The following is a 13,321-nucleotide window of genomic DNA, read 5'->3' as shown; positions in this document are numbered from 1 at the left end:
TTGACCGGCTGATCCGATGCTTCTTACTGACGATTCCCGCGTACCTCATGGAGGAGCGCAAGAAGAAACGCGCGAATCCCTGGCTTCTCTTGTTTCCGTTGGCGTGCTCAGCTTTCGGGCGCCGGAGACAATCAGAACCGCGCTGGCCCGCCATCGCGAGAGCGGCCTGATCGACGCTGCCGGCGAGTTCTTCGTCTGGTTCAACGAGCTGTCCGACACCGACCGCGCCATCGCGGCGGAAGCGGGCGTCGATTTCGCGGGATCGGCCGAGAACGGCGGCATCTACGGCGGCTTCCGCGCAATCGCCGAGCGTGCGACGAAGCCTTATGTGCTGATCCTCGAAAACGACATCACCCCGCTCCCCGGTGCGGATGTTCGCGGCTGTATCGAAGCCTGCGTTGCGGATATGATGGGGAACGATATCAGAACGTTTTCGCTGCGCTCCCTGCGAGAGCCGGGAGAGGGTGTGATTTACCGAAAATATCTCAGTTTTTTCGGCGCGGTCGATCCATTCGTGCCCGGCATTGGTCCACGGCGTTCTTCCCTGTGGACACGCCTTAGAATGCTGGCCGAATACGGCAACCCGGACAAATTTCGTTCCGCCTCGACATTCCTCGAACGCGAGCCTGACAAAGTGCAGCCGAAGGCGGTGCTGAAGCTGCCGAGCGGAAACTTCGTCACCGATTCGCGCTACCGAAACTGGACCAATCAGTCTTTGCTGGTGGAACGTCGCTTCTTTCTGGACGTCATCTGCGCACGCGTCGAGAGCCATCCCGACCCACGCCTTGTCAATGGCCATCAGGATATCGAGCGTGCCCTCAACAGTTGGTGGTGGCGGAGACAGCGGGAGCGGCTGGGAATCGCGTGCGACGGCGTGTTCACGCATCGCCGCCTCGACCGTTAGACATCCGCCTGATGACGTATTAAAGCCACCCTGCTTGCTCCCGGTTGCAAGATGTAACGCTTTGTCAAAGGTTTCGTGCCCGCGTTGCTTGCTCTCGTGTCAATTTTCTCACAGCGCCCGGCAAACCGGATTCTGAAGCTCTCGCCCGGTTTGACAAAGAAGGGCGGTCGGCCTCAAAAAAAGAATACGGACCACGGGGAAAGAAAATGGGCGGGCACACATTCAGCATCGGGCGCATGCTCGCAGCATCGGCTGTGATATGTGCGGGGTTGTCGGCACCGGCAGCCGCCCTTGAAGCTTTCACGGAAGCCAATCATCCGTTCTGGGCGATCGATGAAGTGCGCGCAGGCGTCTTCAAGCAAGCGATCGACGATGCGCCCGGCGAAGGCGGCCCCGCCATCAATCTTGAGGTTCTGAGCGGTCGGATCCCGGGCGCCTACGAGAACAGTATCCTGAATATCTTCCTGACGCCCCGCCTCCACATCGGCGGCACATATGCTTTCGACAAGACCAGTCAGATTTACTGGGGTGCCACCTGGGACGTGAAGCTGACGGACCGCGTGTTTTTCGAAACGTCCTTCGGCGGCGCGGCGCATGACGGCCCGCTCAGTTCCAAAACCGAAGCCTCTTACGGATGCGACGTGAACTTCCGCGAATCGGCGTCGCTTGGCATCGCGCTGTCTGCCGACTGGAAGATCATGGCCACCATCGATCACATGTCGAACGCTGGCCTTTGCGACACCAATCGCGGCCTTACAAATGCTGGTGTGCGTCTAGGCTACAAGTTCTAAGTGTGCTATCCCTGAAGCCTTGCTCCAGCGGCAAAAGGTGATGGCATGACGGGCATTTCGACGAAAACAGGCGATGGCGGGAAGACCACTCTTGCAAACGGCGTCCGCCTCTCGAAATCGCATATCCGCATCGAAGCCTATGGCACTGTCGACGAGACGAACGCGGCAATCGGCGTGGCGCGCTTCAAGCTGCCGGCTGATCAGACCGCCGTCGCGGAGATGCTCGAACGCATCCAGAACGATCTCTTCGCCATCGGCGCGGATCTGGAAGCTGCCGATGCCGCCGCTCCCCAAAGACTGAAGGCGGAGCAGGTCGCCCGCCTCGAACGCGAAATCGAAGCCTTGTCCGCCGAATTGCCACCGCTCAACGCTTTCATATTGCCGGGCGGAACCGAAGGCGCGGCCGCGCTGCATCTGGCGCGGAGCATCTGCCGCCGTGCGGAGCGCCGCATTGTCGAACTGAAGGACGTACAGGGCGAACCGGTGAGCGACGCCATCCTCGCCTATATGAACCGGCTCTCGGATCATCTCTTCGTGGCCAGCCGTTTCGTGAACGGCAAAGGCGCAAACGACTTTCTATGGAAGCAACACTCCGCTTCCTGATTGCACTTCATTTGATTTTCGATCGGACCTGCCGATGTTTGTGCCGCTCTGGGACATGAACCAGCTTAAGAGGGTTAAATTCCAGTATGTCACCGTCGGCCTGATTATCTTGAATTGCCTCATCTATTTCGTCTTCGAAACGCACCTCTTGCTCTCGTCTCCCGCGAGCTTCGTCGATGCGCTCGCGCTCAAGCCGCGCGACGTGGAAACGGTGAGCGCCTTCATCGACCACATTCCCGACCAGTTCCGGCTTGTGACCTACATGTTCCTCCACGGGAGCGTCTTTCACCTTCTCGGCAACATGATCTTTCTCTACGTCTTCGGCGATAACGTCGAGGACGCGCTGGGGCATGTCCGCTTCTTCGCGTTCTACGTCGTTTGCGGGGTCGCGGCGGGAATCATTCACAGTGTCGTCACGACGACGCCGGACATCCCGCTGATCGGCGCGAGCGGTGCGATCGCCGGAGTCATCGGCGCCTATCTGATGCTGCATCCGAACATCAGGATCTGGGTTCTTTTCCAGAACCCCGTCATCCCGTTCCTGCCGCTTCGCTTCTCCGCTGGGGCCGTCATCGGGGTTTGGATCGTCTATCAGATCGTTTCCGCTCTTTATCTCACCAATCACGGAACGGCCTGGTGGGCCCATATCGGAGGGTTCTTTGCCGGCGCGCTGCTGATCGTCGTCCTGAAGCGGCGCGGGGTACCTCTGTTCGATTCGGCAACGGGAGTGTAGTCCTGCGACTTCATTTAACGGCGCGCTAATAATTGTTTAAGGTGCTGTCCATTGACACTTTCGCAAGTGCGAAATACCTTTGCCTGGGCTAACCTCAGCTACGTAAGTAGGATGCAACCGGAGTTGACCCCGCGCTGCGGTGCAGCATAATTGGCGGACAAGAAAAATCAGGGCATGGTTCCATATGAAGATAATTGTCCCCGTCAAGCGGGTGGTTGACTACAATGTCAAGATCCGCGTGAAGCCCGATGGGAGCGGCGTCGACACCATCAACGCAAAGATGTCGATGAATCCCTTCGACGAAATCGCGGTGGAGGAAGCGATCCGTCTGAAGGAGGCAGGGCACGCCGAAGAAGTGATTGCCGTGTCTATCGGTCCCGCCAAGGCTCAGGAAACGCTTCGCACCGCCCTTGCCATGGGCGCGGATCGCGCGATCCTTTACAAGACAGACCTTCCCGTCGAGCCGCTCGCCGTCGCAAAAATTCTGAAATCCGCCGCCGACAAGGAAAAGCCGGGCCTCGTGATCCTCGGCAAGCAGGCCATCGACGACGATTCCAACCAGACCGGGCAGATGCTCGCCGCGCTTTTGAACTGGCCGCAGGCCACATTCGCATTCAAGGTGACCCCGCAGGGCGAAACTGTCGAAGTCGTCCGTGAAGTGGACGGTGGTCTTCAGACGCTCGCGCTGCGCCTTCCCGCCATTGTCACTGTCGATCTTCGCATCAATCAGCCGCGTTACGCATCGCTGCCCAACATCATGAAGGCTAAGAAAAAGCCGCTCGAAGAGATCGACGCCGCATCTCTCGGCATCGACATCGAGCCCAAACTCAAAGTGCTCAAGACGGCTGAGCCGCCCACGCGCAAGGCTGGCGTCAAACTCAAGACTGCTGCCGAACTCGTGGACAAGCTGCGCACCGAAGCGGGAGTGTTGCAATAATGGCCGTTCTTCTCGTCGCTGAACACAACAACAAGGCGCTGAACGGCGCGACCGCAAAGGCGCTCACCGCCGCGAAGGCGCTCGGCGCGCCCGTCCATGTGCTTGTGGCGGGCGCCGGCGTCGATGCCGTTGCGCAGAAAGCCGCCGCGCTCGAAGGCGTTGAAAAGGTGCTCGTCGCCGACGCGCCTCACCTCGCCGCGCATCTTGCGGAGGATCTGACCGCGCTCATCGTGCCGCTGCTGGCGAATTACGATGCTCTCGTCGTTGTGGCGTCCACCACCGGCAAGAACTTCGCGCCGCGTGTCGCCGCCCTGCTGGACGTGCCGCAGATTTCTGAGGCGACCGCGATCTTGTCGCCGACGCAGTTCGAGCGGCCGATCTATGCCGGCAACGCGATCCAGACCGTCGAAGTCACCGCGCCGAAGAAGGTGCTGACGATCCGCACGACGGCGTTCGCCGCCGCGCCCGAGGGCGGTTCCGCCGCCATCGAGAAGATCGAGGCGCCAGCGCAGAGCGAGCTTTCGAAGTTCGTGAGCGAGGACATCTCTCAGTCCGCGCGCCCTGACCTTACTGCCGCAAAGGTAGTGGTTTCAGGTGGCCGCGGCCTTGGATCCGCCGACAATTTCAAGCTTATCGAGCGGATCGCCGACAAGCTGGGCGCCGCCGTCGGCGCAAGCCGCGCGGCCGTGGACGCAGGTTTCATCCCGGGCGACTTTCAGGTCGGGCAGACCGGCAAGGTCGTCGCCCCGGAACTTTATATCGCCGTCGGTATTTCGGGAGCGATCCAGCATCTGGCTGGCATGAAGGATTCCAAAGTGATCGTCGCCATCAACAAGGACGAGGAAGCGCCTATCTTTCAGGTTGCGGACTACGGACTTGTAGGCGATCTCTTCCAGATCCTGCCCGAGATCGAAGCGGCACTCGACAGCCGTAAATAACGCCAAACCAGAGTTGACGATGTCCCACACTGCAACGACTGCCTCTCGTGGAAATCCGTTCGTGAACCACGCGAAGGGGCGCGAGCCTGTCGCCATCAAGACGGTAGGTATTATCGGCGCGGGACAGATGGGCAACGGTATCGCCCATGTCGTCGCTCTGGCTGGTTACAACGTGCTGCTGCACGACATCAGCAAGGAGCGCGTCGAAGCCGCGCTCGCCACCATCAACGGCAATCTGAGCCGTCAGGTTCATCGCGGCAAGATCACGGAACAATGCCGCGATGGCGCGCTCTCGCGCATCGTTTACGCACCCGCCGTCGATGCGTTCCACGAGGCCGATCTCGTGATCGAGGCGGCCACCGAGGATGAGGACGTCAAGCGCAAGATCCTCATCGCGCTCTGTCCGCAATTGAAGCCGCATACGCTCATCGGCAGCAACACCTCTTCCATCTCCATCACGCGCCTTGCCGCCGTTACCGACAGGCCGGAACAATTCATCGGGCTTCACTTCATGAACCCGGTGCCGGTGATGGAACTCGTGGAGATGATCCGCGGCATCGCCACGGACGAGTCGACGTTCCACACCGCGCGGCATTTCGTTGAAACGCTCAACAAGACCGTCACCGTCGCGGAGGATTTCCCGGCCTTCATCGTGAACCGCATCCTTCTGCCGATGGTCAACGAGGCGGTCTACACGCTTTACGAAGGGGTCGGCTCCGTCGAGGCCATCGACCTTGCCATGCGCCTCGGCGCGCGCCACCCGATGGGGCCGCTTCAGCTCGCCGATTTCATCGGCCTCGACACATGCCTTTCGGTGATGCAAGTGTTGTACGAAGGTTTGGCGGACACCAAATATCGGCCGTGCCCGCTGCTCGTAAAATACGTTGAAGCCGGGTGGCTCGGGCGCAAAACCCAGCGCGGATTTTACGATTATCGGGGCGAAGTCCCGGTTCCGACGCGATAAGGCCGCGCGTCCAGCATACTTACGATCAATTTCGCGGTTGTAAGGCGGCGCGCGCCGCCTTAAACCTCGCGCGGAACAAGCAGGAACACGCCATGTCTCTTATCGACCCCGCCAGCAGCACTGCATGGGCGGAACGCCCCTACACAGCCGCCATCGTCCTGGCCAACGGAACGGTCATTCAAGGATATGGCGTCGGAGCGGAGGGGGAGGCAGAAGGCGAGGTCTGCTTCAATACCGCCATTTCCGGTTATCAGGAAATTCTCACCGACCCGTCCTACGCGGGCCAGATCATTACCTTCACCTTCCCGCATATCGGCAATGTCGGCACCAATCCGGACGACATCGAGACGACGAACCTTGCTGCGTCATCGGGCGTGCGCGGCTGCGTCCTTCAGGCCGGGATCACCACGCCATCGAATTATCGCGCGCGTCAGAGCCTCGACCAGTGGCTTCGCGCGCGCGGCATCGTCGGCATTTCGGGCGTCGACACGCGCGCGCTCACGATTCTGATCCGCGAGTCCGGCATGCCGAACGCGGTCATCGCCCATCATCCCGATGGTGTGTTCGATTTCGATGCTCTGAAAGCAAAAGCGCGTGCCTGCCCCTCCATGGAAGGTGCGGAACTCGCACGTGCCGTCACCACAACGCAAAGCTACCCGTGGACCGAACAGCGTTGGGTCTGGGACGAGGGCTTCGCGGAACAACAGAACCCGCAATTTCACGTCGTCGCGGTCGACTACGGGATCAAGCGCAACATCTTGCGCTGCCTCGCGTCCGCCGGTTGCCGTGTCACTGTTTTGCCCGCCTATGCGACGGCGCAGGAAATTCTGGACCGCAATCCCGATGGGGTCTTCCTGTCAAACGGCCCCGGCGATCCGGCGGCGACGGGCGAATATGCCATTCCGGTCATCCGCGAGGTGGTCGGTGCAGGGGTTCCGGTCTTTGGCATCTGCCTCGGCCATCAGTTGCTCGGTCTCGCGCTCGGCGCCCGCACCATAAAGATGCCGCATGGCCATCACGGCTCGAACCATCCCGTCATGGATTACACAACCGGCAAGGTTGAGATCACCTCCATGAACCACGGTTTCGCGGTCGACCGCACGAGCCTGCCGTCCGATGTCGAGGAAACGCACGTCTCATTGTTCGACGGAAGCAATTGCGGCATCCGCCTTCGCGGGCGCCCTGTTTTTTCCGTTCAATACCACCCCGAAGCGTCGCCGGGGCCACAGGATAGCCACTACCTGTTCAAGCGTTTTGTCGATCTGATGCGAGCGCATGCAGCTTCGCAACCCCCGGTGAACGCACGCGAGGGTTGATCATTTGGCGCCGCTTCCACTGTCAGGGTGCGTTGACAGACAACAATGTCATAAAAAATTGACGTGCGTCAGTTTGTAAGCCTTCTAAGTGGTAGACTTCTGCTTGCGTTCGCGCAATTATCTGCCCCAGCAGGGCGGAAATCCTGCCAGCGAACCCGACAGTTGGCCATTCCGCTCCAAGGCGCGCATCCGTGCGAGCGCCGATTCCCGCCAACGAGGAACGCTACATGGACTATCAGGGGAAGTTTGGCGAAGCTCTCGAAGCCTTGACCGCCGAGGGCCGATACCGTGTTTTTGCCGACATTCTAAGACGCCGTGGGGACTTCCCGTGTGCGGTCCATCATACTCCCGAAGGAACGAAGCCGATCACCGTCTGGTGCTCGAACGACTATCTCGGTATGGGGCAGCATGCGTCGGTGCTCGCCGCGATGCACGAAGCGATCGACACGGTCGGCGCGGGTTCGGGCGGCACGCGCAACATCTCCGGCACAACGCATTATCACGTTGAACTTGAGCGCGAACTGGCGAGCCTCCATGGCAAGGAAGCGGCGCTGCTCTTCACCTCGGGTTACGTGTCGAACGACGCCACGCTGTCGACCCTCGTTAAGATCCTGAAGGGTGCGGTCATCTTTTCGGACGAGAAGAACCACAACTCGATGATCGAGGGCATTCGCCACGGTGGCGGCCCGAAGCGCGTCTGGCGTCATAACGATCTGGAGCATCTCGAAACACTGCTTCAGGAATATGACAACGACACACCGAAGATCATCGCCTTTGAATCCGTCTATTCGATGGACGGCGATATCGCTCCGATCAACGACATCTGCGATCTGGCCGAAAAGTATAACGCCTTCACCTATATCGATGAAGTCCATGCGGTCGGCATGTACGGCGACCACGGCGCGGGCGTTTGCGAGCGCGACAACGCGATGCACCGTATCGATATCATCGAAGCTACGCTTGCCAAGGGCTTCGGCCTGATGGGCGGCTATATCGCTTCCACGGCGAAGGTCATCGACGCGATCCGCTCCTACGCACCGGGCTTCATCTTCTCGACATCGCTTGCCCCGGTGATCTGCGCGGGCGCCATCGCCAGCGTTCGTCATCTCAAGCAGAGCAACGTGGAGCGCGAGAAGCATCAGCTCAATGCGGCGCTTCTCAAGGAGCGTCTTGCGCTCGAAAATCTGCCCGTCATGCATACGCCGAGCCATATCGTGCCCGTGCTCGTCGGCGACCCGGTGCAGTGCAAGCAGCTCACCGACCAGCTCCTCGACCGCTTCGGCATCTATGTTCAGCCGATCAATTACCCGACCGTGTCGCGCGGCACCGAGCGCATCCGGCTCACACCTGGACCTCTGCACACCGAGGCCCAGATGGAGCACCTGGTGAAGTCCCTCCGCACCCTCTGGGACGAGATGGGCCTTCGCAACGGTTACGACTGGTGCCAGCTTTGGCGTGGCCGTATCGCGGTCGCCGGCCAGTTCGAACTGGGCGTCGCCGCTGGCGGCTGAGGCACAGCCGCTTCAAAGTAGTTTGAAAAGCGCCGTCCCGACGAGAGTTTGGGGCGGCCTCTTTTTATCCAGGGCAGCGCCGCTTCTTTGAAGAACAATGGTGGGAGCCCTTTTTCGGTGCCTGTCCGAAATGCCATGAACGCCTTCCTCTCTCTGCGTGCCCCTTCTTGAACACGTGCTGGCGGCTTGCAGTTCCGTCTAGGCTAAATTCGAAACCCTAACTTATCATCACCTCCTTTGGTTGCATCCGGAGCGACGGCCGTCCGCGGCTGGGCCCGCCGCACCGTGACAGGGGGCGACGTCCATCTTCCATCTGGGCTCAAGCCGCGAGCGCCGCGACGATTGCGTTCAGCGCTCTGGCTGCATCGCGCGGGGCAAGCCGCACCTGCAATCCGCGCTGGCCGCCGTTGACGAAGACAAGATCGTGCGTCATCGCCTGTTCTTCGATGGCGGCGGGAAGCTTCTTCATCTGACCGAACGGACTGATGCCGCCGATCTTGTAGCCGGAAATTCGTTCCGCATCCGCCGGCTTCATCATGTGCGCAGACTTCCCGCCGAACGCCGCCGCAAGCTTCTTCATCGACACCTCGCGGTCCGACGGGACGATAACGAGAACCGGCTTGGCGTCGACGAGCGCCATCAGCGTCTTGAGCACGCGCCCGGGCGCTTCGCCGAGAGCCTCCGCCGCCTGCATGCCGATCCGGTCGGCGTCGGGATCGTAGTCGTAGGTGTGCACCGTGAAGGCGATCCCGGCCTTCTCAAGCATCTTCGTCGCGCGCGTGGATTTCGACATCGCAGCCCCTCTCGTAACCGCCACCGGCGAGCGACTTGCTCAACCTTTTTTGAAAGGAACAGGCGGTAGCGGCTTCGCCGTTGCGCGTCAAAGGATAGCTTTGAACGCCTCTGCGGCCATGCTTGCCTGGAACGGTACGATTTCCACCGTGGCGAGGCCGAGGCGCTGGAACGGATCTTCGTTCAACCGCGCTTCAACCTCTTCGAGACTATCGCCCTTGGCGAGGATGACGCCGCCGGTGCGCGGTACGCGCCGCCCCGACGCTAGAAACGCGCCGTCCTCATAGCCTTTTCGTAACCATGCGACATGCGCCTGCATATGCGCGTCGATTTCCTCGACCGGCCGGACATAGGTCAGGATCGCTACATAGATCGTGGTCATTGCAGATGTCCTACTTCATGGCCAGAGCGTCGTTCTGGTCATTGCGATTTCAAACACGCATACTATCGAGGTATGGCGATGTTCTCTCCACATTCAAAGCGCTTGGTGTCCGCGACAGGGTGTTTTTGATCCCTCACGCGGGTGGTGTCTTCCGCCAACACGACACGTCGCCTATTTGCCGCCGGTAACGTCCAGGAATGTGCCGGTGATGAAAGAGGCCTCGTCGCTCGCCAACCACAGTATCGCGCGAGCGACTTCTTCCGGCTGCCCGCCTCTTCCCATGGGGATTGTGTCCTTGACCCGATCCACCCGTCCCGGCTCTCCGCCGCTGGCGTGCATCTCGGTATAGATGTGGCCGGGGCGAATGCAGCAGACGCGTATTCCCTCCCGGGCCACTTCCTTGGAAAAGCCAGTCGTGAATGTTTCAAGAGCGCCCTTTGAGGCGGCGTAATCGACATATTCGTTTGGGCTACCGAGCCGCGCCGATGCCGACGAGATATTGATTACGACGCCGCCTCGCCCGTTGTGGCGGGTGGACATCCGCCTGGCCGCCTGCTGGGCGCAGAGCATCGGGCCGATCGCGTTGACCGCGAATATCCGCTGCATGCGCTCGAAGCTGAGGTTCTCCAGCCGCGATTGCTGCGCAATCACCCCGGCGTTGTTCACCAGGACGTCGATCCGGCCAAACTCCTGGTCGATCGTGGAAAATAGCTTGCTGATTTGCTCGGGATCGGAACTGTCTGCCCGAATGGCCAAAGCCCTGCGCCCCGCTGCTTCCACATCGGCTGTGACCGCATGAGCAGCGGCCTCATTGGAAACGAAAGTGATGACGACATCATAGCCTTTGGCAGCGGCAAGCCGCGCTGTTGCAGCACCCACGCCACGGCTTCCTCCGGTTATCAACATCAGGGACGTCCGCGAAACCGCATTCATTTCCTGGCCTTTCTCAGGGAGTTGGACGAGACCGGTCAGGAGCAGGCCGGCCGGTTGTTGGGTTTCAGGTCGGTTATGCGACCGTTGTGGCCTTGGCTGTCGGGCTTCTCAGGTGGGGGCCTAACGCCAGCACAAGCGGAATGATCAGAATGGCGGTTGCCGCCGCGGCGAGAAGCCCGACCGTCCGACTGCTGTGATCGGCGATTGCTCCATAAAGGATCGGCGCGAGACCGCCGGAGCCGATAACGCTCGTGTAAAAGATCGCAAAAGCCCGACCTGTATCGCCGTCCGACAGTTCCGGCACGGTGCCGTAGAGCACCGACGATGTGCCATTGAGCACAACTCCGAGCAGAGGCAGCAGGATGAGCGTCATGGGCAGCGGCGTGAACAGCGTCGCTACGATCAGCGAGGCTGTTGTCGCCTCGGCCATCATCACGGTCCTGACAACGCCAAGCCGTTCGCCAAGGCTGCCGAAAACCGCTTTTCCGAACGCCCCGCCTGTAAAAAGCAGGGCAAGTGCGACACCGACGGTTGGCAAGCCGCCCCCCTGTCCCTGAACGAGAAAGGGAAGAAACAGCAGATACCCCATGCGGGTGGCGGTATCGAAGCCGCCGATCACCGTCAGAATATGAAAGCCGCCGCGTTGACGGCGGATCGTTGCCTGTCTCTTGTTTTCCGTGGCGGCGGAAACGGTGGGCACCAGTCGAACCAGAGTGAAGATCAAACCGATTCCGAGCATTGCCATCAGGCCAAGCACAGGTCGCCAGGCCATAACCGTCAGCAACACCGCGACAAGCGCTGGCAGCACGGCCTTTCCGAGATCGCCCGCGAAATTGTAGATGCCGAGAGGACGTCGCGCAGCGCCTCCATAGCTGTCGGTGACAAGCATGGAAGCGCGCGGGTGCTGGATGCTTGATCCAATGCCGGCCACGACGAGGCCGACGCAGAGCCCCGCCAGCCCCAATGGCAGTGCCATGATCATCAGGCCGGTTGCCGCGATAGCTGTCGAAAGTATCAGCGCGGCGCGCGGCGACCAGCTGCGAAGAAGCCGATCGGCAGGGAGCTGAAGGCCGCCCATGGTCGCATAATAGAGGGCACGTATAACGGCAAGCGCTGCGTAGGAAAGCCCGAACTGAGCTTGCCATACCGGCATGAAAGCATAGAGGGCGTCCGTGTAACCATCATGCAGGGCGTGGGTCAGACTGGCGCCAACAAGGCTGCGCCTTTGATTGGTCCATCGACTGCTATGGCTCATCTCTCACTGCTCTGCTCGGAAGACCGACGGTCTTGCCATGCCTGGCGATCTTTCATCAAAGAGTATACGTGTGAGATTTTGTCGACTAGCATGCATTTGCTCACGTATATCGTTCATTTTTCTCACGGATACAGGATGCGCCGCCTTCCCCCTTTGAATGCCCTGCGCATATTCGAGGTCGCCGCCCGGACCGGCAGCTATGCCGAGGCAGGGGTGGAACTTGGCCTCACCCATGGCGCGGTGAGCCGACAGCTCGCCGCGTTGGAAGGCTGGTTGGGTCAGAAGCTGTTCGTGCGGGATGGTCGGCGCATGGTCGCAACGCCAACGGCGAAAATCTTCGCTGCTGAGGTCGGCCTTTCCTTCGACCGTCTGGCAGTCGCAGCGGAAGCCTGCGGGCGCCCGAACGCGCGCCGCATCCTGCGGGTGAGCGCTCCGACCAGCCTGGCGATGCGCTGGCTCATCCCCCGGCTTGGTCGCTACCACACCGTTCACCCGCACGTCGAAGTCGTCGTTACGACCGTGTCCTGTGCTCAGGAAGAATTGCGCGGCGGCGTGGATCTCTCGATCCGGCGTGGTGTCGCGCGGGATGATGTCTGGCCCCAGCATCATGTCGTTCCGGTGCTGGATGACGTGGATACGTTGATCATGAGCCCTGCGTTGTTCGCTGAGCGCCCGATCCTCAAGCCCGCGGATATCGAGGGGCACAAGCTGCTTGCCAGCGAAACCCGTCCCGGCGATTGGGTGAATTGGCTTGAAGCCGCGGAACTCCAGCATCTGGCCGGGCTGCCCCGTCAGACATTCGATCACTTCTTCGTCGCGCGTCAGGCGGTGGAAGACGGGCTTGGCATCGGGATCGGCCCGCTTCCCATGCTAAATATCGACATTGCCAGCGGAAGACTCATGACGCCTTTGCCGGACATCCGGGTTCGGAGGACCGGCTATGTCGCGGTTATCCCCCGTCAGGCTCATCCCCGAAATCTGGTTCACGGTTTCGTCGATTGGCTCGTCGCAGAAGCACGCGGCACGTAAAAGGCCGTCTCAAGATAGTAATGCCGAAAAAACCGTCACAAGCTCTCTAAAGCCGCGACGGATATGCAATTTGCCGATGCGACAACCGTCTACCCCGAGGCAGGCCCCCGCGATAGACGGCGATAGGTGACAGCATAATTATTATTTGATTACAGTACTTATGTGAGGTTATGGCGTGCCATCGGCGGCGTACCGATAGCCCTGAATCATTCCCCCCCACTCTAATATTTTTC

General features: G+C 60.5%; 14 protein-coding genes. 10 read left to right on the top strand and 4 right to left on the bottom strand.

Annotation, left to right across the window (positions count from 1 at the left end):
* Positions 1-103 precede the first annotated feature (103 nt).
* The 9 genes from QM659_RS10325 (at position 104) to hemA (ending at position 8,697) form a co-directional block, all read left to right on the top strand.
* Entirely contained in the window at positions 104-904 is an 801-nt protein-coding gene (locus tag QM659_RS10325) for a hypothetical protein (RefSeq protein ID WP_415188360.1), read from the top strand.
* Positions 905-1,110: 206 nt separating this feature from the next.
* A complete protein-coding gene (locus tag QM659_RS10320; protein ID WP_415188359.1) occupies positions 1,111-1,695 on the top strand; it encodes an acyloxyacyl hydrolase in 585 nt (194 codons plus the stop codon).
* A 45-nt stretch (positions 1,696-1,740) separates the two neighbouring features.
* Positions 1,741-2,298: a cob(I)yrinic acid a,c-diamide adenosyltransferase gene (locus tag QM659_RS10315; protein WP_415188358.1), complete on the top strand. Its 558-nt coding sequence runs from the start codon at positions 1,741-1,743 to the stop codon at positions 2,296-2,298.
* A 34-nt stretch (positions 2,299-2,332) separates the two neighbouring features.
* Complete coding sequence (locus tag QM659_RS10310; RefSeq protein WP_415188357.1) at positions 2,333-3,031, top strand: rhomboid family intramembrane serine protease; 699 nt, start codon at positions 2,333-2,335, stop codon at positions 3,029-3,031.
* 184 nt (positions 3,032-3,215) lie between these two features.
* Positions 3,216-3,968, top strand: a complete 753-nt coding sequence (locus tag QM659_RS10305) for an electron transfer flavoprotein subunit beta/FixA family protein (RefSeq protein ID WP_127077991.1) — start codon at positions 3,216-3,218, stop codon at positions 3,966-3,968.
* Positions 3,968-4,906, top strand: coding sequence for an electron transfer flavoprotein subunit alpha/FixB family protein (locus tag QM659_RS10300; protein WP_415188356.1), 939 nt, complete (start codon positions 3,968-3,970; stop codon positions 4,904-4,906). Before QM659_RS10305 ends, QM659_RS10300 begins: the two co-directional genes overlap by 1 nt.
* A 19-nt stretch (positions 4,907-4,925) precedes the next feature.
* Positions 4,926-5,870, top strand: coding sequence for a 3-hydroxybutyryl-CoA dehydrogenase (locus tag QM659_RS10295; RefSeq protein WP_127077987.1), 945 nt, complete (start codon positions 4,926-4,928; stop codon positions 5,868-5,870).
* A gap of 92 nt (positions 5,871-5,962) precedes the next feature.
* On the top strand, positions 5,963-7,186 hold the full coding sequence (carA, locus tag QM659_RS10290) for a glutamine-hydrolyzing carbamoyl-phosphate synthase small subunit (RefSeq protein ID WP_415188355.1): 1,224 nt from the start codon (positions 5,963-5,965) through the stop codon (positions 7,184-7,186).
* Positions 7,187-7,413: 227 nt separating this feature from the next.
* The gene (gene hemA, locus QM659_RS10285; RefSeq protein ID WP_127079760.1) at positions 7,414-8,697 is read left to right on the top strand and encodes a 5-aminolevulinate synthase; all 1,284 of its coding nucleotides are present in this window, start codon (positions 7,414-7,416) and stop codon (positions 8,695-8,697) included.
* Between the two features lie 319 nt (positions 8,698-9,016).
* Here the strand turns inward: hemA and ybaK are convergent, their stop codons facing one another.
* From ybaK to QM659_RS10265, 4 genes are all read right to left on the bottom strand, one after another.
* Positions 9,017-9,490, bottom strand: a complete 474-nt coding sequence (gene ybaK / locus QM659_RS10280) for a Cys-tRNA(Pro) deacylase (protein WP_415188354.1) — start codon at positions 9,488-9,490, stop codon at positions 9,017-9,019.
* Between the two features lie 87 nt (positions 9,491-9,577).
* On the bottom strand, positions 9,578-9,871 hold the full coding sequence (locus QM659_RS10275; protein ID WP_415188353.1) for a YciI family protein: 294 nt from the start codon (positions 9,869-9,871) through the stop codon (positions 9,578-9,580).
* Positions 9,872-10,042: 171 nt separating this feature from the next.
* Positions 10,043-10,804: a glucose 1-dehydrogenase gene (locus QM659_RS10270; protein WP_415188352.1), complete on the bottom strand. Its 762-nt coding sequence runs from the start codon at positions 10,802-10,804 to the stop codon at positions 10,043-10,045.
* 73 nt (positions 10,805-10,877) lie between these two features.
* On the bottom strand, positions 10,878-12,059 hold the full coding sequence (locus QM659_RS10265) for an MFS transporter (RefSeq protein ID WP_415188351.1): 1,182 nt from the start codon (positions 12,057-12,059) through the stop codon (positions 10,878-10,880).
* Between QM659_RS10265 and QM659_RS10260 the strand changes: the two genes are divergently transcribed.
* Complete coding sequence (locus QM659_RS10260) at positions 11,988-13,088, top strand: LysR substrate-binding domain-containing protein (protein WP_415188350.1); 1,101 nt, start codon at positions 11,988-11,990, stop codon at positions 13,086-13,088. The two genes, QM659_RS10265 and QM659_RS10260, sit on opposite strands and share 72 nt — an antisense overlap.
* Positions 13,089-13,321 lie beyond the last annotated feature (233 nt).

Source organism: Rhodomicrobium sp., assembly GCF_047605405.1.
Classification (GTDB): Bacteria; Pseudomonadota; Alphaproteobacteria; order Rhizobiales; family Rhodomicrobiaceae; genus Rhodomicrobium; species Rhodomicrobium lacus.
Note: the sequence above shows the minus strand (reverse complement) of the source record. Positions and strands in the feature narration are given on the sequence as shown.